The organism is Sphaerisporangium sp. NBC_01403 (genome assembly GCF_045040145.1).
Taxonomy (GTDB): Bacteria; Actinomycetota; Actinomycetes; order Streptosporangiales; family Streptosporangiaceae; genus Sphaerisporangium; species Sphaerisporangium viridialbum.
This window is the reverse complement of record NZ_CP109534.1, coordinates 7,100,941-7,126,357: the sequence shown is the minus strand read 5'-3', so window position 1 is coordinate 7,126,357 and position 25,417 is coordinate 7,100,941. Positions and strand designations below refer to the sequence as shown.

19 protein-coding genes are annotated in these 25,417 nt (G+C 69.8%); 11 read left to right on the top strand and 8 right to left on the bottom strand.

Annotated features, from left to right (window positions below; translation table 11 throughout):
- Positions 1-20: 20 nt before the first annotated feature.
- The 7 genes from OG589_RS31810 to OG589_RS31780 all read left to right on the top strand — a co-directional run bounded on the left by OG589_RS31810 (position 21) and on the right by OG589_RS31780 (position 10,600).
- Complete coding sequence (locus OG589_RS31810; protein ID WP_405141688.1) at positions 21-2,504, top strand: ATP-binding protein; 2,484 nt, start codon at positions 21-23, stop codon at positions 2,502-2,504.
- 94 nt (positions 2,505-2,598) lie between these two features.
- Entirely contained in the window at positions 2,599-5,097 is a 2,499-nt protein-coding gene (locus OG589_RS31805; RefSeq protein ID WP_405141687.1) for a hypothetical protein, read from the top strand.
- Positions 5,098-5,099: 2 nt separating this feature from the next.
- Complete coding sequence (locus OG589_RS31800; RefSeq protein ID WP_405141685.1) at positions 5,100-5,750, top strand: hypothetical protein; 651 nt, start codon at positions 5,100-5,102, stop codon at positions 5,748-5,750.
- The gene (locus tag OG589_RS31795; protein WP_405141683.1) at positions 5,747-6,835 is read left to right on the top strand and encodes an NlpC/P60 family protein; all 1,089 of its coding nucleotides are present in this window, start codon (positions 5,747-5,749) and stop codon (positions 6,833-6,835) included. The genes OG589_RS31800 and OG589_RS31795 overlap by 4 nt, the downstream gene beginning before the upstream one ends.
- An 81-nt stretch (positions 6,836-6,916) precedes the next feature.
- Positions 6,917-7,306, top strand: a complete 390-nt coding sequence (locus OG589_RS31790; RefSeq protein ID WP_405141681.1) for a (deoxy)nucleoside triphosphate pyrophosphohydrolase — start codon at positions 6,917-6,919, stop codon at positions 7,304-7,306.
- A 189-nt stretch (positions 7,307-7,495) separates the two neighbouring features.
- A complete protein-coding gene (locus OG589_RS31785; RefSeq protein WP_405141679.1) occupies positions 7,496-9,367 on the top strand; it encodes a hypothetical protein in 1,872 nt (623 codons plus the stop codon).
- Positions 9,368-9,511: 144 nt separating this feature from the next.
- Positions 9,512-10,600, top strand: coding sequence for a hypothetical protein (locus tag OG589_RS31780; protein WP_405141678.1), 1,089 nt, complete (start codon positions 9,512-9,514; stop codon positions 10,598-10,600).
- 222 nt (positions 10,601-10,822) lie between these two features.
- Here OG589_RS31780 and OG589_RS31775 read toward each other — a convergent pair whose 3' ends face one another.
- From OG589_RS31775 to OG589_RS31745, 7 genes are all read right to left on the bottom strand, one after another.
- Positions 10,823-11,605 carry a succinate dehydrogenase/fumarate reductase iron-sulfur subunit gene (locus tag OG589_RS31775; RefSeq protein WP_405141676.1) on the bottom strand — a complete coding sequence of 261 codons (783 nt, stop codon included), beginning with the start codon at positions 11,603-11,605 and terminating at the stop codon, positions 10,823-10,825.
- On the bottom strand, positions 11,605-13,512 hold the full coding sequence (locus tag OG589_RS31770; protein WP_405141675.1) for a fumarate reductase/succinate dehydrogenase flavoprotein subunit: 1,908 nt from the start codon (positions 13,510-13,512) through the stop codon (positions 11,605-11,607). Before OG589_RS31770 ends, OG589_RS31775 begins: the two co-directional genes overlap by 1 nt.
- A 9-nt stretch (positions 13,513-13,521) precedes the next feature.
- The gene (locus OG589_RS31765) at positions 13,522-14,337 is read right to left on the bottom strand and encodes a hypothetical protein (RefSeq protein ID WP_405141673.1); all 816 of its coding nucleotides are present in this window, start codon (positions 14,335-14,337) and stop codon (positions 13,522-13,524) included.
- Between the two features lie 221 nt (positions 14,338-14,558).
- Entirely contained in the window at positions 14,559-15,008 is a 450-nt protein-coding gene (locus OG589_RS31760) for a response regulator (protein ID WP_358546218.1), read from the bottom strand.
- Positions 15,001-16,578: an ATP-binding protein gene (locus OG589_RS31755; protein ID WP_405141670.1), complete on the bottom strand. Its 1,578-nt coding sequence runs from the start codon at positions 16,576-16,578 to the stop codon at positions 15,001-15,003. The genes OG589_RS31760 and OG589_RS31755 overlap by 8 nt, the downstream gene beginning before the upstream one ends.
- The gene (locus OG589_RS31750) at positions 16,575-17,771 is read right to left on the bottom strand and encodes a PP2C family protein-serine/threonine phosphatase (protein WP_405141668.1); all 1,197 of its coding nucleotides are present in this window, start codon (positions 17,769-17,771) and stop codon (positions 16,575-16,577) included. The genes OG589_RS31755 and OG589_RS31750 overlap by 4 nt, the downstream gene beginning before the upstream one ends.
- A 150-nt stretch (positions 17,772-17,921) precedes the next feature.
- Positions 17,922-18,860: a LysR family transcriptional regulator gene (locus tag OG589_RS31745; protein WP_405141666.1), complete on the bottom strand. Its 939-nt coding sequence runs from the start codon at positions 18,858-18,860 to the stop codon at positions 17,922-17,924.
- Between the two features lie 185 nt (positions 18,861-19,045).
- On the opposite strand from OG589_RS31745, the gene OG589_RS31740 reads away from it, so the two are divergent.
- Genes OG589_RS31740 through OG589_RS31730 form a run of 3 tightly spaced genes read left to right on the top strand, consistent with a single transcriptional unit; the run spans position 19,046 to position 22,472 of the window.
- Positions 19,046-19,816 carry a succinate dehydrogenase cytochrome b subunit gene (locus OG589_RS31740; RefSeq protein WP_405141664.1) on the top strand — a complete coding sequence of 257 codons (771 nt, stop codon included), beginning with the start codon at positions 19,046-19,048 and terminating at the stop codon, positions 19,814-19,816.
- Complete coding sequence (locus OG589_RS31735; RefSeq protein ID WP_405141662.1) at positions 19,813-21,738, top strand: fumarate reductase/succinate dehydrogenase flavoprotein subunit; 1,926 nt, start codon at positions 19,813-19,815, stop codon at positions 21,736-21,738. The genes OG589_RS31740 and OG589_RS31735 overlap by 4 nt, the downstream gene beginning before the upstream one ends.
- Entirely contained in the window at positions 21,735-22,472 is a 738-nt protein-coding gene (locus OG589_RS31730) for a succinate dehydrogenase/fumarate reductase iron-sulfur subunit (RefSeq protein ID WP_405141661.1), read from the top strand. Before OG589_RS31735 ends, OG589_RS31730 begins: the two co-directional genes overlap by 4 nt.
- Before the next feature lie 66 nt (positions 22,473-22,538).
- Here the strand turns inward: OG589_RS31730 and OG589_RS31725 are convergent, their stop codons facing one another.
- Positions 22,539-22,871 carry a plasmid mobilization protein gene (locus tag OG589_RS31725; RefSeq protein ID WP_405141660.1) on the bottom strand — a complete coding sequence of 111 codons (333 nt, stop codon included), beginning with the start codon at positions 22,869-22,871 and terminating at the stop codon, positions 22,539-22,541.
- A 659-nt stretch (positions 22,872-23,530) separates the two neighbouring features.
- On the opposite strand from OG589_RS31725, the gene OG589_RS31720 reads away from it, so the two are divergent.
- Positions 23,531-25,360, top strand: coding sequence for a glycoside hydrolase family 15 protein (locus OG589_RS31720; protein ID WP_405141659.1), 1,830 nt, complete (start codon positions 23,531-23,533; stop codon positions 25,358-25,360).
- The last annotated feature ends 57 nt before the right edge of the window (positions 25,361-25,417 follow it).

The window sequence follows — 25,417 nt, the reverse complement described above, 5'->3', positions numbered from 1 at the left end:
CGCGGGGGGCGGGCCGGCTGATGGCGAGAACGTCGCGGTCGAGGAGCAGGCTGGCCGTTCGCTATTTCGACGACCGGATCCTCCTCACCGACTCATCGGCATGGGCATATTTCCGGCTTCCGACGGTGAGCTATGAGTTCGTCACCGCCGAGGAGCGGGAGGCCCTGGCCACCAACATCACCATCGCCCTCGCCGCCATCCGCATGACCGACGCCGAGGTGCACCTGCGGGTCGCCCACCGGGCCTATCCCGCCGCCGACTGGGCCATGGCGCTCAACTCCACCTCCGACGAGGGGGACGGCTGGCGCGACTACCTGGAGGACATGTACCGCCACGTCTGGGCGAAGGACTTCTGGTCGAAGGAGGTCTACCTCGGGGTGCGGCTCGGGCCGCGCGGCGCGCAGCTCGGCACGGGGGTGCTCGCCCAGCTCTTCGGCTTCTACCAGCGCAGCGAGAAGACCCTGGGCCTGGAGGACGACCACGTCCCCGACAACGAGATCAGCAAGTGGACCGACCAGGCCGAGCGCCTCGGGCGGGCCCTCGGCTCCAGCGCCCTGTACGCCCGCCACGCCTCCTCCGGCGAGATCGCCTGGCTGTTCCGCCACGCGGCCTCGGGCTCGCTCGGCGACCCGCCGTCGTCGGCGACCCCGTCCAGGCGGTGGGGCAAGGGCGAGGTCGAGTCGCTGGTCGAAGGCCAGATCCACAACGGCAGGTCGCTCCTGCGCATCGAGCAGCCCGCGGGCGACTCCTACGTCGCGCACCTGTCGTTCGCCAGGTTCCCCGACCTGATGCCGTTCCCCGACGGGGAGCCGTGGCTGCACTTCATCGACCAATTACCGTTTCCGGTGGAAGTCAGCTCGCGGATGCGCTTGATCCCCCCGGTCAAGGCGAGCAAGGACGTCGCGCGCAAGCTCGCGCACGCCCGTGACATGGACATCCACATCCGTGAGGCCGGTGCGGAGGCACCCATCGCGCTGGCCGAGCAGATCGACGCGGCTCGCATGCTGGAGCACGGCATCACGAAGGAGCGGCTGCCCTTCGTGTACGGCTGGCACCGGCTGATCGTGGCCGCGCCGACCGAGGAGATGTGCGTGCAGCGCGTCGAGGCCGTCGTGGAGCACTACCGCGACATGGGCATCGACATCGTCAACTCCACGGGCGACCAGTTCTCGCTGTTCTGCGAGGCGCTGCCCGGCGAGCGCGTGCGCGTCAACGCCTACGCCCAGCGGCAGCCGCTGCGCACGATCGCGGGCGGCATGGCCACGGCCACGGTGGACCTCGGCGACCGCATCGACGAGAGCGGTGCCGGGTGGGCCGGGCCGTACATCGGGGAGACCCTCGGGCGTGCGCGGTCGATCGTCCACTTCGATCCGCTGGTGGCCGCGACGCGCAACCGGCCGACCGCCATCGCCATCACCGGCGAGCCCGGTGGCGGCAAGACCACGCTCGCGCTGCTGCTCATCTACCAGATGGCGCTGCGCGGGGTCACCGTCGCGGTCATCGACCCCAAGGGCGACGCCGAGTCGCTGGTCCAGCTCCTGCAGAACCGCGGGCGCAAGGCGCGCATCATCCCGCTGGGCTCGGCGGCCCCCGGCCTGCTCGACCCGTTCTCCTTCGGCGACGACATCGCGGCCAAGAAGACCATGGCGACCGAGACCCTGCGGCTGCTGCTCCCGCGCATGTCGGAGGAGCGCGAGTCGGCGATGATCCAGGCCGTGTCCACGGTGTCCAACGCGCCCGATCCGTCGCTCGGCAAGGTCGTCGACCACCTGGAGGAGGCCGAGGACCCGGCCTCCAGGAACCTCGGCGCGGTGCTGCGCTCGATGGCCGAGATGCACCTGGCCCGGTTGTGCTTCGACCCCTCCGGCGGCGAGCAGGTCGACACCGAGGGCTGGACCACGGTGTTCACCCTCGGCGGGCTGACCCTTCCCGACGTCGCCACGGCGCGCGACGACTACTCCTACGAGCAGCGCCTCTCGGTCGCGCTGCTCTACCTGGTGTCGCAGTTCGCCCGGCGGCTCATGAACGGCCTCGACCGTCGCGCGCCCAAGGCGATCTTCCTGGACGAGGCCTGGGCGATCACCTCGACGCCCGAGGGCGCCAAGCTCGTGCCGGAGGTCTCGCGCATGGGCCGTTCCAGGAACACCGCGCTGGTGCTGGTCTCCCAGAACGCCGGTGACCTGCTGAACGAGCAGGTCACGAACTGCCTGTCCTCGGTGTTCGCCTTCCGCTCGACCGAGCGCGTCGAGGTCGACCACGTGATGGCGTTGCTCGGCGTGGAGCCGTCCGAGGAGCACAAGGCCGCGCTGCGGGCTCTGGGCAACGGTGAATGCATCTTCCGCGATCTGGACGGCCGGGCGGGCCGTATAGGGGTGGACCTCATCTCCGAGGAACTGCTGCGTTGGCTGGACACCAATCCGACCCACGACAAACCCGACGAGAGCGTGCATGATCCTCGTGGGCGGGCAAGCAGGCCGGGGACTGCGCAGGAGGTGCGGTCATGAGACGTCACGAGCACCGCGACAGGCGGCATGACGAGCAGCGTGGAAGGCACCGTGGACCGAGGGCGCCTCTGGGGCGCGCGAGTGGAGCGAGCGCATGAGACGGTTGCGGCGCAAGGTCGTTGTGGTCCTCGCGATCCTCGCGAGCGTTCTGGTGGTGCCGATCGCGTTCTCCCCGACCGTGGCCGGCGCCGCCGGGCCGTGTGACCTGTCACCGGACCTCGCACCCGAGATCGTCGGCGGTGGCGTCGACGGGCTCGTCAAGCCGCCGCCACCCGACCCTGCGCCGGGTACGGGCGCGACGGGCACGGCGGGCCTGGGCGACACGACGTCGCCGGACGCGTACTCCGCGACCACCGGTACCACGACGTCCGGCAAGGACGTGGCGGAGCCGCTGACCAACTACGACCGTTATGGCATGGCCGGGCAGTTCTGGCACACCTACGGCCTCGGCTGCAACGACGTGGCGGCGGTCCTCGGCAACGCGTGGGCCAACACGGTCTTCTCCTGGGCCAAGGCCATCGACCGGATGACGATCACGACTTACCAGGCGGCCGCCACCGAGGGACCGCTCCAGTCGATCAAGGACATGGTCGACGACATCGTCACCAACCTCGCCAACGCCATGTACTGGCCGTACCTGCGGGTGATCATCCTGCTCGGGGCCGTGTGGCTGGCGTGGTACGGCCTGATCCGCAAGCGTGCCAGCACGACGGCCGAGGGCGTGATCTGGATGATCCTCGCCGTCACGGTCGCCGTGTGGTTCTTCAGCCGTCCGGGCGACTTCACCGGCCTCGGTAAGACGGTGACCGACAAGACCGGCGAGATCGTCAACTCGGCGTTCAGCGGGCTGCCCGGGGCCGGCGGCGCGTCCTGCCTGCCGGCCAAGGGCGAGACGAACGCCAAGGCGGGCCCGGGCGGCTACGGCCAGAGCGGCACCCCGGGCGTCGCCCAGAACGCCGACGCGCTGTGGTCCACGCTCGTCTGCAAGCCCTGGCTGATGGGCGAGTTCGGCACCGCCGACCCCAACGCCGCGATCGTCCGCACGTTCGGCGCCAAGACCCTGGACATCCAGGCGACCGACGTCCAGGAGCAGCGTTCGGGCCAGAAGCCCAGCTCGGGCTCCCATCAGGCGAGGTTCGAGGAGGAGGTCGCCAAGCCGCTGGAGAACACCCCGATGTTCTTCCTCTTCCAGGGCAAAGACTGGACGAGCAGGCTCGGCATCGCGATCGGCGCCCTCATGGCGGCCATGGTCACGGGTGTGCTGATCTTCCTGGTGGCGGTGTCGCTCATCGCGCTCAAGATCGGCTTCCTGCTGCTGCTGATCCTCGGGCCGGTGTTCCTGCTGATCGGCGTCCACCCCGGCTCGGGGCGCATCATCGCCATGCGCTGGGTCGAGATGCTGGTCGGCACGCTGCTCCGCCAGGCCGTGCTCGCATTGGTGCTCGGCGTGCTCGTGTACGGCTACGCCTTGATCATCTCCACGAACCTCCCGTGGGGCATGCAGATCATGTTCATCGCGCTGCTGACGATCGCGGTGTTCTTCTACCGCCGGCCCTTCCAGCACCTGTTCTCCTCCATGGACGGGCACACGCTGGCCACGCGGATGCTCGGCGAGGCGGCCTCCGCGCCGACCCTGTCCCGCGCCGCGAACGCCCTGCCGCCGGTGGCCGCGGCGCGCATGGGCCGCTGGGGCCTGCGCAAGGCCGAGCCGGTCATCAACGCGGCGGCCATGGCGGCCGGAGGCGCCGCGGCGGCGACCGCCTCCTCGGTGGCCCAGGGCCGGGTCAGGGGCGAGGAGGTCACCCCGGGAGCCACGCAGCAGTCCGGCACGCGCGTGCCGGTGGGTGCCCAGCCCGCCCCGCTGGACGCCGACGGGCAGGCGGGGCTCCGGCGCAAGGCGACCGGGCGCGGCACCGCGGTCCCGCGTCCCGGGGCCGCGCCGCCGCTCAACCTCTCCGGCCGCATGGGCGGCTCCGGCCGTCCCGGCGGCGCGGGACCCGGCGCCCCGAGCCCGCGCCCCGCGACCCGCACCGGCACCAGCACAGGCACCGCCGCCGGGACGGGCGCGGGAGGCGGCGGTTCGTCGGGTAGCTGGTTCGGCGGCAGGTCCGGTGGCGGGTGGGCCTCACGGTCCGGCTCCTCGGGCGGGTCGTCCGGCGGCTCTTCGGGTGGCTCCCGCCGTTCCGAGGGGGCGGCGCCGAGGGCTCCGCGCTCCACGGCCGGCGGGCCCCGGGGCGTGTCGGGCGGCGGCGGTTCGTCGGGACGTTCCTCCGGCGGCTCGTCGGCGCGTTCGTCAGGCGGGTCGTCCAGCGGGTCCTCGGGTTCCTCCGGGAGGTCGTCGGGCCGTTCTTCGGGCGGTTCGTCGGGAAGCCTGTTCGGCGGCTCGTCCAGCCGGTCTAACGGCTCCTCGGGCAGTTCGTCGGGCGGGTCGTCCGGCTGGCTGTCCGGAGGCGGCCGGTCGTCCTCCGGGGGCGGGCGCTCGGGGTCCGGCGAGGCCCCGCCGCTCTGGCTGCCCCCGCGCTCCGACTCCGGACGCGGTGAGGCCGAGCAGTCGCCGTTCTGGCTCCGACCGGCCGACCGCGACAAGGACTGACGATGGTGCAGGTCAACGACCGGCGAGGGCTCGTCTTCGCCGGTGTGGTCGTCGCACTGGCGGCCGTCGGCATCTACCTGTCCATGCGGCCCGCCTCGGGCGGGTCGCAGGACGGCGGTCCTCCGAGGACTGCGGCGGTCTCGACCCCCACCGCACCGCCGCAGACGGGAACGTCGCCGGCTCCGGCGGTGAGCCCCGGCGCGTTCGACATCTACAGGTTCCTCCCGGTTCCCAAGGAGCAGATCGCCATGGCCGCCGACGTGGCCCAGCGGTTCGCGGTCTCCTACGCGACGTACCGGTTCGACGAGGACCCCGCGTCCTTCGCCGAGCGGCTGAAGGGGTTCACCACGGTCGAGATGGGCGCGAGCCTCGCCCGGGACGTCACCACGCCGGCCACGGTGGACCAGAACCGCGCCGATGAGGTCGTGTCCCAGGGATCGGCGCGGTTGAAGACCATCAGGAACATCTCCGATGGCTCGATCGTGTTCGTGGTCACCGCCATCCAGCACATCACCGCCAAGAGCGGGTCGCAGGAGCGCAGCACCGACTACGCGATCACTCTCACCCAGATCGGCACCGAGTGGCGGGTGTTCGACATGCAGCGCGCCGACGCGGGCCAGGACGGGGACACCGGCGACGGGACCACGCAGTGACCTCCCGCGTGCGCATAGCGCTCCTCATCGGGCTGGCCGGGGTCGTGCTGGTCACTCTGATCATGGCGCCGATGCTGATGAGCACGTTCCCCTCGTTCCTCGGCGGCGGCAGCACGGCCGGCGGCGACTGCACGGACACGGTCACCAAGGTGACGAACGTCTCCACCACCGCTCAGTCGGACATCCCGCCTGACTACCTTGAGCTGTACAAGAAGTGGGGCAAGAAGACCGGGGTCCAGTGGACCGTGCTCGCCGCGGTCGGCAAGCGCGAGACCGACCACGGCCGTTCCAGCCTGACCGGGGTCAAGAGCGGTACGAACTACGCCGGAGCCGCGGGTCCCATGCAGTTCCTGATCAGCACCTGGGGCGGCAAGGCCAAGATCAAGATCCCGTCGAAGTTCAGCGGGTACGCGTCGGACGGCGACGGCGACGGCTGGGCCGACGTCTACAACCCGGCCGACGCGATCCTCGGCGCGGCCAAGATGCTCAAGCGCAACGGCGCCCCCGCCGACCTCAAGCGGGCGCTCTTCGTCTACAACCATGCGATGTGGTACGTCGAGCAGGTGCTGGTGATCGCCAGGCGGTACGCCTCCGACGGCACGCTGGAGCTGCCCCCGGAGGCCGATCCGGCCTGCGACGCGCCCATCGTGGAGGCGGCGCCGACCGACATCGTGCGCAAGATCCTCGCGTACGCCCTGGCCCAGCGCGGCAAGCCGTACCGCTGGGGCGGCACGGGCCCGGACGCCTTCGACTGCTCGGGCATCATCTACATGGCCTACCGCGCGGCCGGGCTGTCGATCCCGCGCACGACCTTCGGCCAGTGGCCGTTCGGCGCGAAGGTCGCCAAGGGCTCGGAGCAGCCGGGTGACCTGGTCTTCTTCAACGCGGGGCCCGGCACGTCCTCCAGCAGTCCCGGGCATGTGGGCATGGTCGTCTCGCCCGGCAAGATGGTGGAGGCCCGGTGCACCCTGTGCGGGCCGATCAAGATGACGACGTACCGCGACCGGCCCAACATCGTCGGCTACACCCGCCCGCTCCAGAACCCGACGGTCATCGGGCAACTCAAGCAGCTGGGCCTCCCCTAGATCGGGTCATTCCGCGCACTTGCCGCATTCTCGATGCGTCCAGGAGCGAGACCGGGGAGAGACTCCTTAGTCTTTACCCGCATGGAGAAGATTGTTGTCGCGGCGGCCATCGTCGAGGGGGGCAGGCTCCTGGCCGCCCAGCGTGCCGGGCCGCCGGAGATGGCAGGGGGCTGGGAGTTCCCCGGCGGCAAGGTCGACCCGGGTGAGAGCGACCACGCGGCGCTGATCCGGGAGTGTCAGGAGGAGCTCGGCGTCGCGATCGAGGTGGGGGACCGCATCGGCGGCGACTGGCCGCTCAGTCCCGGGTACGTGATGCGCGTCTGGCTCGCACGGCTCATCTCGGGCGTTCCGCACCCCCACGAGCACTTGGCGCTGCGCTGGCTCGGCCCTGACGAGCTCTTCGACATCCCTTGGCTACCTGCTGACCTGCCCATTGTGCGGGCTGTACAAGATCTGATCCCTGAGGGTTGAGGCCCGGCACGGTGTGAGATAACAGCTACACAGCGTGACGAGTTTGTCTCGCACCGTATCGGGGGACGGGGATCTGCAGTGGCCGGTTGGTGGCGACGTGCCCATGTGGTGTCCGTAGTCGGCGTTGGAGCGCTGGCTCTGGGAGGCGGGGGTACCTCTCTCGCCGCGACGGCGGCGGAGCGCGGCTCCGTGGAGCCGCCGGATACGGCCGATGGCGCCCAGCTCAGCGTGCGCCTGGTGCCCGTGCGCGATCAGGGACGGCAGGACAAGCCGATTCGCGAGGGCGACCTGCTGCACTTCCGGGTCAGGCTGGAAGGCCCGGCCGAGGGCGCGCGCCTGGCGGTGGCGGCCACTCCGAGGGACGCGCTGGCCTCGGTCGGCTGCGACGACGTCGCCGACATGCCCGTGAAGCCGGCCTCGCGCCCGGAGACGTGCGAGTTCGGCGACGTCTCGGGCACCAGGACGGTGGACGTCGCGCTGAGGGTTCCGCGCCAGGCGGGCGAGGTCGGCGTCACCGCCGTCGCCCAGATGCGCGACCCGGGCGGCGTGCAGTGGATCCGCCGGATGGCGGACGTCAAGATCAACCTGGACGGCCCGCCCGGCACCCGGGGCCCCGAGCCGGATCCGGGCGCGCCCGACTTCAAGTCCCGGAACGAAGGCGAGATCCAGGGGCTCGGCCCCGGATCGATCCAGCAGGGCGAGCCGGGAGAGCCCGCCATCGGCGCGGGTCCGGCCGCGGGCGAGGGAATCGCCGCGCCGGAGTCGCCGGGCATCACCCTGGCGGGACCGTCCGGGCCCTCGGACGCCTCGAAAGAGACCGCCCCCAAGGCCAACGCCCCGAAGGACAACGCCCCGAAGGACAACGCCCCGAAGGACAACGCCCCGAAGGACAACGCCCCGAAGGACAACGCCCCGAAGGACAACGAGCCCAAGGGCAACGACCCCAAGGGCAACGACCCCAAGGAGAACGCTCCCAAGGACAACAAGCCCAAGGGCAACGACCCCAAGGGCAACGCGTCCAAGGAGAACGCCCCGAAGGAGAGCGCCCCCAGGGGGGACGTCTCGCAGGGGGACATCGTGAAGGGCGAGGCCCCGAGGCCGCAGATCGGGGAGTACCCCCTGCCGCTGGGCATCGGCGGCCCTCTTCCGAAGATCGGTGACGCCGCCCCGCCCGAGACGCTGGTGAAGGACATCGACGGCCCCAGGGACGCCGACAACGTCAAGGACCTGACCCTTCCGGCGGCCCCGACCGGCTCCGCGGGTGCCGCCCAGCCGCCCGCGGACGCCGCGACGTCCCCCGAGAGCCTGCTCGAGAGCACCCCGCGACCGGCGGAGCGGGTCGTCGACCTGACCGGCCCGGCTTCCGTGCCCGTCGGCGCCCATGACCAGGGCGCCACCCCGAAGTCGCGCCCGGACTCCGCGCAGGCGATCCCCGGAGCGTCCCGGCTTCCGGCGGGCAGGCTCAAGGCGTCGCCCGCGATCCCGCACCCGGCGCCCGGCGCCCCGGCCAAGCCCGCGAAGGCAGCGGTGCCGCCCCCCGCGATCCCGTTCCCGGCGCCGATGCCGCTTCAGGGGCCGGTCCCCGCGCCCGTCCAGGGTCCGCCGGTGGCGCCTCTGGGCGGCGCGATCCAGATGCCTCCGGCGGCCGTCATGCCGCCCGCGCCGGTACCGGCCCCGGCGCCCAGCCCGGTGCCGGGCACCGTGCTGGCTCCCGGCATCCAGCCGCCCGTTCCGGGCGCGGTCCCCGGCCAGCAGCCCGTCCCCGGGCAGCCGATCCCGGGCCAGGCGCCCTTCCCCGGTCAGGCGCCGTTCCCCGGTCAGGCGGCGGCACCCGGCCAGGTGCCCGGGGCGGTCCCGCCGCAGGCCCCGGCGATGGGGGCGCCGCTTCCTCAGGAGATGCGCCCCGGGAACCCGAACCTCGTGGCTGGCACGGAGCAGGACGACCTTGAAGTGGTGCGGGGGTTGCCCGCGGCCGTGGCCGCGGTAGGCCTGTTGCTCGGCGCGCTGGCGCTGCAGATGAAGTTCCGGCGCAGGCGGGCTTCCCGGAAATTCCTGCACTAGATGGATCGGTGTCGCTGAACGTCCTTTACTGTTACTTTTGCCCAACTAGGATGTGCTCTAGTTTGATCGGCAAGAGTGGCAAGCTGGAGGGCAGCGGTGAGCGGACGCGTGCGTGTGACGGCCGTGTCCGCAGTGGTGGCATCGATGGGTCTCACCGGCGTCGTCCTGCTCGCGACGGCGCCGCTGACGGCCTCCCGGGCGGACGCCGCGCAGGTCGCGATGGCCGACCCCACGCAGATCGAGCCCAGGGACCCGACCATCACCGATGACCCGGGCACCGACCAGTCGCCGCAGCCTGAGCCGACGGTCACGGTCACCATCACGACGAGCCCCGACCCGACGGTCACCCACACGAAGACGGTGAACCCGAAGCCGCCCGCCAAGGCGTCGAAGACGCCCAAGCCGACGGCGACGAAGACCTCCCCCATCGAGCCGCCGCCGACGTCGGTGGAGCCCCCGCCGACCAGCGCGCCGGTGATCCCGTCCAGCGAGCCGCTCGTGCCCACGAGCCAGCCTCCGGCGGACGTGGCGCCCGAGCCCCAGGTCTCGCTCGCGCTGGTCACCCCGACGCCCACGCCGTCGGAGACCTCCGAGCCGAGCCCCTCCTTCGAGGAGCCGACGCCCGACTCGGTGCCCATCGAGATCCGCAACGCGTCCCCCGAGTACAACCAGATGGAGCTGAGCAGGAGGCTCGCCGTCCCCGGGGTGCTGCTGGCCGTCCTCGTGATGCTGGGCGTGCTGATCTTCGAGGGCAGGATCCGGCGCACGGCGCACGCGGCGGCGGTCCGCAGGGCCGGGCCCCGCTCGCCGGGCCAGCACCGCGACGACGTCCCCGGCCCCTATCCCATGCCGGGCTACCCGATCTACCACGGGGGCACGGCGTACGCGCCCATCATCAGCTTCGTGCCGGTGCAGGGCTTCCCCGGCGGCCCGCAGGACCCGCAGGGGTACGGCGTCGCGTACGAGCAGGGCCTGAGCGGGCCGCTCCCGCTCGCGGCGGGCCCCTCCGAGCCGTGGCCCCGCAGGGAGGACGTCGAGTACCTCGGCGACTCTCCCGCGACCTTCCAGGCATCCAGCGGTCAGCCGCTTCCCGGCGAGCCGCTTCCCGGCGAGCCGCCGGCCGGGGTGAACCCGCCTCCGGCGGGCGGGGAGCAGGCGACGCTGCAGGCCCCTCTGCCGGGCGGCAAGCCCGGCCGGGGCCTCCTGGGCCGCTTCCGCCGCGGCTCCTCCTGAGACGCCGTACGGCCGCGCACGAGGCCGCCGTACGGCCGCTCGGGTGCTCTCCGGCACGCAGGGCGGCCGAATCGGGTGCTCTCCCGCACGCAGGGCCGCCGTACGGCCGCTCGCGTCCGCTCCCGCCTGCGGAGACCGTGATCGTCCGCCGGGCGTCCCTCAACGCATACGGGCCGCCGACCGTCGTGTCCGCGGTCAGCGGCCCGTCACCACGTCCGGGGTCTAGCCGGTCTTGGAGCCCGACGAGCTCGACGAGCCCGAGCGCTTGAAGATCTTGTTGCCGAGCCAGACCAGCGGGTCGTACTTCCGGTCGACCACGCGCTCCTTCATCGGGATCAGCGCGTTGTCAGTGATCTTGATGTGCTCGGGGCAGACCTCGGTGCAGCACTTGGTGATGTTGCAGTAGCCGAGACCGTGCTCCTCCTGCGCGGAGTCCTTGCGGTCGGCCACGTCGTACGGGTGCATGTCCAGCTCGGCGATGCGCATGAGGAAGCGCGGGCCGGCGAAGGCCGCCTTGTTCTCCTCGTGGTCGCGGATCACGTGGCAGACGTTGTTGCACATGAAGCACTCGATGCACTTGCGGAACTCCTGGGACCGCTCGACGTCGATCTGCTGCATGCGGTACTCGCCGGGCTTGACGTTGTCCGGCGGGGTGAAGGACGGGATCTCCCTGGCCTTCTGGTAGTTGAACGACACGTCCGTGACGAGGTCCTTGATGACGGGGAACGTGCGCATCGGGGTGACGGTGATCGTCTCGTCTTCCTCGAACGTCGACATGCGCGTCATGCAGCCGAGCCGGGGCTTGCCGTTGATCTCCATCGAACAGGAGCCGCACTTGCCGGCCTTGCAGTTCCACCGGACCGCGAGGTCGGGGGTCTGCGTGGCCTGCAGCCTGTGGATGGCGTCGAGGACGACCTCGCCCTCGTTCACCTCGACGACGAAGTCCTCAAGCTTGCCCTCGCCGCCTTCGCCGCGCCAGATGCGGAACTTGGCCTTGTAACCCATCAGGACTCCTTAACGAGCGCGTCGAAGTCCGTCAGCTCGTCGGCTGTGACGTACTTGCTGAGCTCCGCCCGGTCGAACAACGTGATCAGGTCCTCCCGCATGGGAGGCTGGTGCTTCTCCTCGATCGTGACCTCGCCGTCCGGGGTGAGCCCGCACCGCAGCAGCTTGCGCCGCCACTCCGCCGACATGCCGGGGAAGTCGTCGCGGGTGTGCCCGCCGCGGCTCTCCTCGCGGATCAGCGCCGCGCGGGCGACGCACTCGGAGACCAGCAGCATGTTGCGCAGGTCGATGGCGAGGTGCCATCCCGGGTTGTAGATGCGCCCGCCGGGCGCCCCGGCGTTGGAGGCCCGCTCCTTGAGCTTCTCGACGACCTCCAGGGCCTCCTTGACCTCCTCGGCCTTGCGGATGATCCCGACGAGCTCGTTCATCGTGCGCTGGAGCTCGTGGTGGACCTCGTACGGGTTCTCCCCGCCCGTCCGCGAGAGGGGGGCCATGGCCTCGATCTCGGCGCTCTTCAGCGTCTCCTCGGCCGTGACCGGCCGGGCGGCGAGCCCGTCGACGTACTCGGCGGCCCCCGCGCCCGCGCGGCGGCCGAACACCAGCAGGTCGGAGAGCGAGTTGCCGCCGAGGCGGTTGGAGCCGTGCATGCCGCCCGAGACCTCACCGGCCGCGAACAGGCCCGGCACCGACGAGGCGGCGGTGTCGGCGTCCACCTCCACGCCGCCCATGATGTAGTGGCAGGTCGGACCGACCTCCATGGGCTCGGCCGTGATGTCGACGTCGGCCAGCTCCTTGAACTGGTGGTGCATCGAGGGCAGCCGCTTGACGATCTCGGCGGCGGGAAGCCGGCTCGACACGTCCAGGAACACGCCGCCGTGCGGGGAGTTGCGCCCGGCCTTCACCTCGGAGTTGATCGCCCGGGCGACCTCGTCACGCGGCAGCAGCTCCGGAGGGCGGCGGTTGTTGGCCTGGTCGTTGTACCAGCGGTCGCCCTCCTCCTCGGTGGTGGCGTACTTGTCCTTGAACACCTCGGGGATGTAGTCGAACATGAACCGCTTGCCCTCGGAGTTGCGCAGCACCCCGCCGTCACCGCGTACGGACTCGGTGACCAGGATGCCGCGCACGGACGGCGGCCAGACCATGCCCGTCGGGTGGAACTGGATGAACTCCATGTTGATCAGCTTCGCCCCGGCGAGCAGCGCGAGCGCGTGCCCGTCACCGGTGTACTCCCAGGAGTTGGAGGTCACGGTGTAGGACTTGCCGATGCCGCCGGTGGCGAGGACGATCGCGGGCGCGTCGAAGCAGATGAGACGCCCGGTCTCGCGCCAGTAGCCGAAGGCCCCGCTGATGGCGGCGTCCTCGGTGGGGCCCTCCTTGAGCAGCTGGGTGATCGTGCACTCGGCGAAGACCTTGATGTACGCCTCGGGGTCGCCGTGCAGCTTCTCGTCCTCCTGCTGGAGGGCGACGACCCTCTGCTGGAGGGTGCGGATCAGCTCCAGGCCCGTACGGTCGCCGACGTGGGCGAGCCGGGGGTACTCGTGGCCGCCGAAGTTGCGCTGGCTGATCTTGCCGTCCTTGGTGCGGTCGAACAGCGCGCCCCAGGCCTCCAGCTCCCAGACGCGGTCGGGGGCCTCCTTGGCGTGCAGCTCGGCCATCCGCCAGTTGTTGAGGAATTTCCCGCCGCGCATGGTGTCACGGAAGTGCACCATCCAGTTGTCGTCGGGATTGACGTTGCCCATGGCCGCGGCGGCCCCGCCCTCGGCCATGACCGTGTGGGCCTTGCCGAACAGGGACTTGCAGACGATGGCGGTGCGCTTCCCCTGCTGCCGGGCCTCGATTGCCGCCCGGAGTCCGGCGCCGCCCGCTCCGATGACGACGACGTCGTATTCGTGACGCTCGATTTCCACTAGTGATCCTTAAGCGAACGGGAAGTTGATGATGCCCTTGGCGACGAGCCGCACGTAGAGGTCCGCCAGCATGACGGAGTACATGGACAGCCAGGCCAGGAGCATGTGCCTGGAGTTGAGCTTCGAGACGAAGGTCCACGCCTTGTAGCGCACGGGGTGCTTGGAGAAGTGGTTGAGCCGTCCTGCCGTGATGTGGCGGCAGGAGTGGCAGCTCAACGTGTACGCCCAGATCAGCACCACGTTGATCCACAGGATGGCGGTGCCGAGGCCGAAGTGACCCCAGTTGCCGTGCGCGTCGCGCAGCGCGAGAACCGCGTCCCAGGTCAGCACCGCGGCGATGAGGATGGCGCCGTAGAAGAAGTAGCGGTGGACGTTCTGCAGGATCAGCGGCAGGCGGGTCTCACCGGTGTACTTCTTGTGCGGCTCGGCCACGGAACACGCCGGCGGCGAGAGCCAGAAGGCGCGGTAGTAGCCCTTGCGGTAGTAGTAGCAGGTGAACCGGAACCCGGCCGGCAGGCCGAGGATCAGGATGCCGGGCGGCAGCGTCCACCAGTCGCCGAACGGTGCGAGCCCGAGGAACCGCGCCCCCTCGGGACAGGACGTCGCGAGACAGGGCGACGAGAACGGGGCGATGTACGGCTCGACGAAATAGCTTTTGTCGAAGATCGCCCACAGTCCGTAGACAAGGAACGACGCGAGCGCCGCGAAGGTGATAGCCGGGGCCAACCACCATCGGTCCGTGCGCAGCGTGCGGGCCTTGATCTGGGCCCGCTGCTTCCTCTGCGCCGGTTCACTGGTCGGCCGACCGGCCGTTGTCTGGGTCATCGGAGAACTCTCCACCTCCCGCGGACCCCCCTCGCCTCATGGGTGCGGGGTCCGGGCTTTCACGTTTGGCTGGGTGCCGCGCGCGTTGTGGTTCGCGCCGTCACACAACCGCGCGCGTGCCGGTGGGGCCCTACGTTACGACGGCGCGATCCCTCTGTGTGAGAAGGGTCACTCACTTTTTCGACTGACCTGGTGTGATTCCCGTCACGTCTCAGTCAGCCTCAGGAACGTTGACCAGTTCTTGGCAGTTTGACGACCGTCACGAAGAAGTCGTCGATCTGTCGCACCACCCGGATGAACTGGTCGAAGTCCACTGGCTTGGCGACGTACGCGTTCGCGTGCAAATGATAACTCCGCAGGATGTCCTCTTCGGCCTCGGAGGTCGTGAGGACGACCACGGGGATGCTCCTGAGGTCGGCGTCGGCCTTGATGTCCTCCAGCACCTCCCTGCCGTCCTTGCGGGGCAGGTTGAGGTCGAGCAGGATCAGGTCGGGCCTCGGCACCTCGGCGTACTGGCCCTCCCGGCGCAGGAAGGCCATGGCCTGCTCGCCGTCGCTCACCACGTGCAGGGTGTTCTGGACCTTGTTGTGCTCGAACGCCTCCTGCGTCAGCAGGACGTCTCCTGGGTCGTCCTCCACGAGCAGGACGTCGATGAAGCGGTAGTCATCCATGCAGTTCTCCGGGAATCGCGGGCAAGGTCCAGCGGAATGTCGTGCCTGGCCGGCCGTCGGCGGAGTCTTCCAGCCAGATCTTCCCGCCGTGGAATTCGACGATCTTCTTGCACAGCGCCAGGCCTATGCCGGTGCCCGGGTACACGTCCCGCGGGTGCAGGCGCTGAAATATCAAGAAGATCCGGTCAGCGTACTTGCTGTCGACACCGATGCCGTTATCGGCGCAGGCGAACTCCCACATGTCCCCTCGCTCCGTGGCGGAGATGTGGACGTTGGGCGGCTCCCCGGAGCGGAACTTCAGAGCGTTGCCGATGAGGTTCTGGAACAGCTGGGTCAGCAGCACCCTGTTGCCGAAGACCGCGGGGAGCTCGTCGTGGGTCACGGTGGCGTCGGTGTCCTCGATCTGCGCCGAGAGGTTGCCCACCGCGGTGTCCAGCACCTTCCGCATGTCCGTGGGGGCCTTCTCGCCGCCCACGCGGCCGACGCGGGAGAGGTCCAGGAGATCGTTGATCAGGAGCTGCATGCGCTTCGCGCCGTCCACCGCGAAGGCGACGTACTGCTTCGCGCGGTCGTCGAGCTGGTCTCCGTACCTCTGCTCCAGCATCTGCGTGAAGCTCGCGACCTTGCGGAGCGGCTCCTGCAGGTCGTGGCTCGCGACGTAGGCGAACTGCTCCAGCTCGGCGTTGGAGCGCCGCAGCTCGGCGGTCTGGTCGGACAGCTGGCGCTGGGCCTCGGCGGCGCGGCGCCACTCGCGCACGATGCGCCCGCGCATGGCGTCGACGCGGCCGGACAGCTCCGCCAGCTCGGCCGGCCGCTCGACCTGCAGGGTGCGGTCGAAGTCGCCGAGCGCCACGGCCCTCACCTGCTGGGTGAGCTGGGAGATCGGCCGGAGCACGATGTACCTGACGATCAGCGTGAAGGTCACAGCGGCGCCCACGGCCACGACCGCCAGCAGGATCAGCACGAGGTAGAAGGTGCGCCAGCCGGCTTCGATGCGGGCGCTGCCCTTGTCGTGCAACCGCCCGAGGTTCTGCTGCTGCGCGGAGAGCGCCGCCCGTACGGCGGTGAAGCGCTGGTTGTTGACCTGGGCGTAGGTGGTGGCGGTCCGCGTCTTCAGCGTCGGCACCTTGGCGATCACCACCTCGGCGTAGTCGCGGCGCCAGGCGGACGAGGCCTCGACCAGGCGCGCGAGGTCGGCCTTGGCCGTCCCCTCGGGCATCCGGGCCATCAGCGCGCCGAGCTTCGCCGTCGCGGCCGCCTCGGCCCCGAGACCGGCCTTGTAGTCCTGGAGGTACTGGTCCTCGTTCGTACGCCCGTAGGTGCGGATGGAGCTTTCCTGGGCGGACAGGGAGGTCGCGATCTCCAGGGTGCGCAGGACGGCCGGGTCTATCACGTCGACGACCGCCTCACGGGCCGTCCGCATGTCGCCGATCGTGGCGATGGTCATGCCCGTGCCGACGACGAAGGCGAGCGCGACGAGCATCCCGGCGATGAGGAACCACCGCCCGAGGGGGAGCCGCCCGAAGCCGCTCGGCGGCGCGGGCGGGGGCAGGGGGGCGAGGTCGGTCACAGCGGACCTCTGCCGACCAGTACGGCCGCGAGGTCGTCGCTGAGCGCGTCCCTGTGCATCTCCTGGACGGCGGTGATGATCCTGTCGAGGTCGATCTCGCCCTGCTCGCGGATGAGCCGGATGAGCCCCTCGGTGCCGAGCAGGTCGGGCCCGCCGCCCACCGTGGCCTCGATCAGGCCGTCGGTGTAGAGGAGCATCGACCAGTCGTCGCCGAGCTCCAGCTCGATCGTGGTCCACTCGACGTCGCTGAAGATGCCCAGTGGCGGGCCGGAGGGCGCCTCGGCCACGACGTCGAGGACGCCGCGCCGTACCCCGCCGCGCACGAACAGGGGCGGCGGGTGGCCGACCACGTGGAGCCGGGCGTGGCTCAGGTCGGGGTCGATCGCGACCATGCACATGGTCGTGAAGATCTCCGGCGACTTGCGCTCGTTGCGCAGCACCCTGTCGAGGGTCGCGAGCAGCTCGTTGCCCGTGTGGCCGGCGAGCACCAGGGTGCGCCAGGCGATGCGGAGGGCGACGCCCAGGGCGGCCTCGTCGGGGCCGTGGCCGCAGACGTCGCCGATGACCACGTGCACGGCGCCGTCGGGGGTCTGGACCGTGTCCCAGAAGTCGCCCGCGAGGAGCGCCTGCCTGCGCCCGGGCAGGTAGCGGGCCTGGTGCTGCAGGCCTTCGCGCTCGAGCTCCTTCTTCAGCATGGGCACGGGCAGCAGGCCGTGCTCCAGCCGGGCGTTCTCGCGGCTGAGGTGCTGGGCGTCGGCCAGCTTGCGCTGGGCGAGGTCGGCGCGCTTGCGCTCGATGGCGTAGCTGATGGCGCGGGCGAGTAGCCGCTCGTCGACGTCCTGCTTGACCAGATAGTCCTGCGCGCCCGCGGCGACGGCCTCGACCCCCACGTGGGCGTCGTTGAGGCCCGTGAGCACCAGCACTGCGGTGTTGGGGGCCATCGAGAGCACCTGGCGCAGGGCCTCCAGCCCGGTGGCGTCGGGAAGCGAGAGGTCGACCACCACGCACTGCACCTCGGCGGTCAGCCGGTCACGGCTCTCGGCGAGGCTGCGCGCCCAGATGATCTTCGGCGGTGTCGGGGCGGAGGCCAGCAATTCCTCGACCAGGAACGCGTCACCCGCGTCGTCCTCGATGAGGAGGATCGTCTGCATCTCGGTCGGCGCCTCCGGCATGCCGGGCGAGAGCGCGGTCACTGGTGCCTCTTGTGAAGTGGTGGTTGACCTTGGCTGTTGCCCTGCACCATATAGCGAAAGTCGTCCAGACGCATGAAAGTACGAAACCGTGACTTGGGGGTATGAAGCATATGAAATGCCACTGTATTACCGGCGGGTAACCCGATAGGACTACTCGGCCCGGGGTGAGGCCAAACCGACACCCTGCGGCAACGAACCCTCCTCGGCGGCATCCGACAGGTAGGAAAGCAGCGTAGCGCGGAAGGCCTGAGCCGCCCGGGTAGGTTCCACGTCCTTGCGGTGAGCGAGCGCTATCGTGCGGCGAAGCCCCGGGGGGGCGAGTGGGGTGCCCGCCAGGCCCGGCCGCCCGTCGAGGACCATCGACGGCACCACCGCGACCCCGAGCCCCGCCTCGACGAACCGCAGCACGGCGTCCATCTCGCCGCCCTCAACGGCGAAGCGCGGCTCGAACCCCGCCTGCCGGCAGGCGCTGAGCGTCGCCTCGCGCAGGTCGTACCCCCGGCGGAACATCACCAGAGACCGCCCGCGCAGCTCGTCGATGCGGATGTACGGCTTGCGCCCCCGCGTCGCGGCGGGGCACGCGACGACGAGGTTCTCCTTGAGTATCTCCTCGGTGATCAGCGACGGGTCGCTGCTGTGCAGGGGCAGGATGATCAGTGCCAGGTCGAGCTGGCCCCGCGCCAGGTCGCGGACGAGATCCCGCGACCCGCCCTCCTCCACCAGCAGGTCGATGCCGGGGTAGTCGCGGTGGAACCGGGCCAGCGCCTCGGCCAGCAGCCCCGCGCACAGGGAAGGGGTGGCGCCGAGCCGCACCCGTCCCCGGCGGAGCCCGGCCAGCTCGGCGACCTCGCGGCGGGCCGTGTCCGCGTCGGCGAGCATGCGGCGGGCGAGGGGGAGCAGCGCCTCGCCGGCGGGCGTGAGGGTCACGTTGCCCCTGGCGCGGCTGAACAGCGGCGCGCCCAGCTCGGTCTCCAGGGTCTTGATCTGCTTGCTCAGCGACGGCTGGGCGACCCGCATCCGCTCCGCCGCGTGCGTGAAGTGGGAGGTCTCGGCCACAGCGACGAACGAGGCGAGTTGCTGTAGCTGCACGTCTCACAGCGTACGGGGGCGGTTCTGGACGGTTTCTCGCGGGCGAGGCTTGTGAGATTGCTCGCATCGCGCGCCCGCGCCCGCGCCGCCAGACGTACGGAGCCATGGGGCATAGCCTCTGGCTATCGGGACCAGGCGTTTCATGACTTGGACGCTTACGGATCCCTTACCTAGCGTCCGAAGACGTGACATCGACGATCGAACGCGGTGCGGCCACCGCAAGGGTGACGCCCCGCGCCACGCCTCCCAAGACGCCGGCGCCGGGGAGGTCCCCGGGGTTCCGGGGCCTCTTCAGGTCGTCCAACGGCAAGAAGGCCGTCATGGCGGTGACCGGCGCCGTGCTGGTGCTCTTCCTCATCGGTCACATGCTGGGCAACCTCAAGATCTTCCTCGGCGCCGAGTCCTTCAACTCCTACGCCGAGTGGCTGCGCACCGTGGGCGAGCCCGCGGTACCCGGCCGCAGCCTGCTGACCGTCACCGAGATCGTGCTGACCCTCGCGGTCGTGCTCCACATGTGGTCGGCGGTCTCGCTGGCCCGCCGCGCCTCGAAGGCCCGGCCCGTGAAGTACGTCGCCAAGCGCAGATCGCAGGCGAGCGGGTACGTCGTGCGCACCATGCGGTACGGCGGGGTCATCATCCTGCTGTTCGTGGTCTGGCACCTGCTCGACCTGACCTTCGGGGCGGTCAACCCCAAGGGCTTCGACGCCACCCCGTACGACCGCGTCGTGGCCGGCTTCGCCCTCTCCCGCTGGTGGGTGACGGCCTTCTACATCGTGGCGCTGGCCATGGTCGGCCTCCACCTGCGCCACGGCCTGTGGAGCGCGTTCCAGACGCTCGGCCTGGCCAACGGCCGCAGGCGCCACCTGCTCAACGCCTTCGCCGCCGTCTTCTCCGCCGTGCTCGTCCTGGGCTTCGTCGCCGTCCCCATCGCCGTGATGATCGGAGCAGTGAAGTGAACTACACGATCGGCGAGCCGATTCGCGACACGAAGGCCCCCGAGGGGCCCATCGAGGAGCGCTGGGACACGCGCCGCTTCTCGGCCCGGCTGGTCAACCCGGCCAACAAGCGCAAGCTCAACGTCATCGTGGTCGGCACCGGGCTCGCCGGCGGATCGGCCGCGGCGACGCTCGGCGAGCTGGGCTACAAGGTCAAGTCGTTCTGCTACCAGGACTCGCCCCGGCGCGCGCACTCGATCGCCGCGCAGGGCGGGATCAACGCGGCCAAGAACTACCGAGGCGACGGCGACTCGATCCACCGGCTGTTCTACGACACCGTCAAGGGCGGCGACTTCCGCGCCCGCGAGTCGAACGTCTACCGGCTCGCCCAGGTCAGCGTGAACATCATCGACCAGGCGGTGGCCCAGGGCGTGCCGTTCGCCCGCGAGTACGGCGGCCTGCTCGACACCCGCTCCTTCGGCGGCGCGCAGGTCTCCCGCACGTTCTACGCGCGCGGGCAGACGGGCCAGCAGCTCCTGCTGGGCGCGTACCAGGCCCTGGAGCGCCAGATCGCCGCCGGGACGGTCGAGATGCACACGCGCCACGAGATGCTCGACCTCGTCATCAGCGACGGACGGGCGCGCGGCGTCATCGTCCGCGACCTGGTGACCGGCGAGATCGAGACGCACCTCGCCGACGCGGTCGTGCTGGCCACCGGCGGGTACGGGAACGTGTTCTTCCTGTCCACCAACGCCAAGGGCTGCAACACCTCGGCGATCTGGCGGGCGCACCGCCGCGGCGCCTACTTCGGCAACCCGTGCTACACGCAGATCCACCCGACCTGCATCCCGGTCAGCGGCGACTACCAGTCGAAGCTGACGCTGATGTCGGAGTCGCTGCGCAACGACGGCAGGGTGTGGGTGCCGCTCCGCAAGGGCGACGACCGGCTTCCCGCGGACATCCCCGAGGCCGAGCGCGACTACTACCTGGAGCGCATCTACCCGGCCTTCGGGAACCTGGTGCCGCGCGACATCGCCTCCCGGGCCGCCAAGAACGTCTGCGACGAGGGCCGTGGCGTCGGGCCTGGCGGGCTCGGCGTCTACCTGGACTTCGCCGACGCGATCACCCGCCTCGGCAGGGACGCCATCGAGGAGAAGTACGGCAACCTCTTCGAGATGTACGAGCGCATCACCGGCGAGGACCCCTACACCCGGCCCATGCGCATCTACCCGGCCGTCCACTACACGATGGGCGGGCTGTGGGTCGACTACGACCTGCAGTCGACGATCCCCGGCCTGTTCGTGATCGGCGAGGCCAACTTCTCCGACCACGGCGCCAACCGCCTCGGCGCCTCCGCGCTGATGCAGGGGCTGGCCGACGGGTACTTCGTCCTGCCGACCACGATCGGCGACTACCTGGCGGACGGGCCCTTCGGTGAGGTCGACCAGGGAGCCGTGGACGAGGCGCTCGGCCAGGTCACCGGCAAGATCGGACGCCTGCTGTCGGTCGACGGAACCCGTACGGCCGACTCCTACCACCGCGAGCTTGGCAAGATCATGTGGGAGTACTGCGGCATGGAGCGCACCGAGGAGAGCCTGCGCAAGGCCCTTGAGCGCATCCCGGAGCTTCGTGAGGAGTTCTGGAACAACGTGAAGGTGCCCGGTGACGAGGAGGGCCTCAACCAGGCGCTGGAGCGCGCGGGGCGGGTCGCGGACTTCTTCGACCTCGCCGAGCTGATGTGCCTCGACGCGCTGCACCGCACCGAGTCCTGCGGAGGCCACTTCCGGGGCGAGTCCCAGACCGAGGACGGCGAGGCGCTGCGCGACGACGAGAACTTCGCGTACGTCGCCGCCTGGGAGCATGGCGGCGAGGGCGCCCCGGTGCTGCACAAGGAAGAACTCGACTACCAGTACGTCAAGATGAGCCAGCGGAGCTACAAGTGAACCTCACCCTGAAGGTCTGGCGGCAGAACGGCCCCGCCGACAGCGGACAGATGGTGACTTATCAGGTTAAGGACGTGTCGCCGGACATGTCCTTCCTGGAGATGCTGGACGTCCTCAACGAGCGGCTCATCCTCGAAGGCGACGACCCCGTCGCGTTCGACCACGACTGCCGCGAGGGCATCTGCGGCATGTGCGGCATGGTCATCAACGGCGTCGCCCACGGCGAGCAGCGGGCCACGACGACGTGCCAGCTGCACATGCGCCACTTCGAGGACGGCGCCACGATCACCATCGAGCCGTGGCGCGCCGCGCCCTTCCCGGTGGTGAAGGACCTGGTCGTCGACCGCAGTTCCTTCGACCGCATCATCCAGGCCGGCGGCTTCGTCTCCGTGCCCGCGGGCTCGGCTCCGGACGCGCACAGCGTCCCGGTGAAGAAGGACGACGCCGACGACGCGTTCGACGCCGCCACCTGCATCGGGTGCGGCGCCTGCGTGGCCGCCTGTCCCAACGGCTCGGCCTCGCTGTTCACCGCCGCGAAGATCACGCACCTGGGCCTGCTCCCGCAGGGCCAGCCCGAGCGCGACTCCCGCGCCATCGCGATGGTGGAGCAGATGGACCTCGAAGGCTTCGGTGGCTGCACCAACACCGGCGAGTGCACCGCCGTCTGCCCCAAGGGCATCTCCCTGGACGTCATCGCCCAGATGAACCGCGACTACCTGAAGGCCGCGAAGTAACTTTCGCAGGCTAGAGCCGTACCACCGCGGGTACGGCTCTCGGCGGAAACTGATCTTAGGGAGGGGTCAGCCCGCCTGTCGCGTGTGGAGCACCATCAGGGCGTCGTTAAGCCGCTGGCCCGCCTCCTCCACGTCGCGACGTACCCGATCGAGGTCAACTGGTCGATTAGAAGCAGCCAGGGCACAGTGCCGAAGGTAGGAGGAGAGTGTCATTCCCGCCTCATTGGCGGCCCGGCGTACGACTGTGGCCTCATCGGGGGCGAACCGAACCGAGACCATGGTGGACAAGCGGGTCGGTTGTGTCTGTAGAACCTCTTCGCCCAAAGCGTCTGGCTCATCGCGATGGGTGTAGTAGTAGTCGGCCAGCTCTGCTTCGCTCATCTGATCTGGCTCTTTCATTCCAACTCCCATGCCGTGATCGGCCGTATGGATTTGGTGTCAGCCTTCCACGCGACCACAACGGCTACGTGACGTCCTCCGTCTGTGTACCCCACGGCGATGTAATCGCCTGATCGCTCCCGCTTGTTCCTCCGGTAGACGGGACCATTGCAGAGTGACTGTTCGATCTCCAGTGCACTCACCTTGTGGCGTGTCGCGTGGAGTTCGTTGTGTTCATCCCACTCGATCTCCGCGGGCCATTCGATCACTGCTTGCCCCTTGAGTGTATGACAGTCACTAGCCATACGTCATACACTCCGGAGAGTCATCATGCAGGTGCTTCTCGTAATTGTGTCAAATCTCCGTAGATCCATGCGCGCCGCTGTCTCTTTGAGGGGCGCGTTGATGTTGTGCCAGAAGGCGTGCGACGCCTCCCGGCACCCGACTACGGCATCACAACGCCCCCTGATGGATCAGGCAAGAGTATGGTCGCCGCTGGCGATTCGGGTATGAGTGGGACTCGACGTAGACGAGGTGCGGATCGGTAGGCGGTGCCAAAGCCGTACGGTTGCCCGGGCGTCCTGCCGGGCTAAATCTGGCGTCTCTTTGACGCGGGACATACCTGGACAAATGCCTTAAATGCATAGCTTGAGGGAGGGGCTCATGGGGGAGAGGGTGACATGGCGGCTGGAGGGTTCTGCCGTTCCGACGGCTCCGCCTATCTGCCGATCGCCGATCACGGGCTGATCGGCGACCTTCGTACGGTCGCCCTCGTGGGCACGAACGGCACCATCGACTGGTACTGCTGCCCGCGCTTCGACGCCCCGAGCGTGTTCGGGTCCATCCTGGACGCCGGCCGCGGCGGATCATTCCAACTGGCCGCCGACGTGCCGGCCACGACCAAGCAGTTCTACTTCCCCGACACCAACGTTCTGATCACCCGGTTCTTCGCCGCCGACGGAGTGGCCGAGGTCCAGGACTTCATGCCGATCGCGGACGACTCCCGCGAGATCGATCGGCACCGGCTGATCCGGCGGGTGATCTGCGTGCGCGGAACGCTGCCGTTCCGGGCCCTCGTGGCGCCACGGTTCGGCTACGCGACCCAACCGCACACCACGCGCGTCGAGGACGGTCAGGCGATCTTCGAGTCAGAGGACCTCTCGCTGATCCTGACCGCCAGCGTGCCGATCGACTGCGATGGACAGGACGTGCTCTCGCAGTTCAAGCTCCACGAGGGCGAGCAGGCGGTGTTCGCGCTCGACCGGGCCTGCGAGGGCGTGACGCCGCGGTCGTGCCCGCTCGCCGAGGCCGAGCAGGAGTTCGCCGCCACGGTGAAGTACTGGCGTCACTGGCTGTCCTCCTCCCGCTATCGCGGCCGGTGGCGGGAGGTGGTGCACCGCTCCGCGCTCACGCTGAAGCTGCTCACCTACGCCCCGACCGGAGGGATCGTCGCGGCGCCCACGACCAGCCTCCCCGAGCAGATCGGCGGCGAGCGCAACTGGGACTACCGCTACGTATGGATCCGCGACGCGGCCTTCTGCGTGTACGCGCTGCTCAGGCTCGGGTTCACCGACGAGGCGGAGGCCTTCATGGGCTTCCTGTCCGAGCACGTCACCCTCAGCGGCGACGGTCTCTCCGGCCCGCTGCAGATCATGTACGGCATCGACGGGGCCACCGAACTGCCCGAGCAAGAGCTCGGCCATCTGGAGGGCTACGAGGGATCCGCCCCGGTACGCGTCGGGAACGCGGCCGTCGGCCAGCTTCAGCTCGACATCTATGGAGCGCTCATCGACTCCATCTACCTCTACGACAAATGGGGCAAGCCCATCTCCAGTGACCGCTGGGACGAGCTCTGCATGCTGGTGGAGTGGGTCTGCCAGAACTGGGACAAGCCCGACGAAGGAATCTGGGAGACCCGCGGCGGGCGCAAGAACTTCGTGTACTCGCGGCTGATGTGCTGGGTGGCGATCGAACGAGCGATGCGCGTGGCCATCCATCGCGGGCTGCCCGCCGAGATACCGCGCTGGCGGGAGGCCCGCGACGCGATCTACCGGCAGATCATGCGGCTCGGCTGGTCGCCCAGACTGCACGCGTTCGTCCAGCATTTCGACGACGAAGTGCTGGACGCCTCCGTGCTCATGATGCCGATGGCCAAGTTCGTCTCGCCCACCGACCCGAAGTGGCTGTCCACCCTGGACGCGCTCGGCGAGCAACTGGTCTCCGACTCGCTGGTGTACCGCTACGACCCCACCGTGAGCCCCGACGGGCTGCGGGGCATCGAGGGCACGTTCTCGATCTGCTCGTTCTGGTACGTGGAAGCGCTGGCGCGCGCCGGGCGCCTGGACGAGGCCCGGCTGGCCTTCGAGAAGATGCTGACCTACGCCAACCACCTCGGCCTGTACGCGGAGCAGATCGGGCACACCGGGGAGCAACTCGGCAACTTCCCCCAGGCCTTCACCCACCTGGCGCTGATCAGCGCCGCGTTCAACCTCGACCAAGCCCTCGGCTAGCGCGGCCTTCAACCTCGATCAGGCTCTGGGCTAGCGCCGCCTTCAACCTTGACCGGG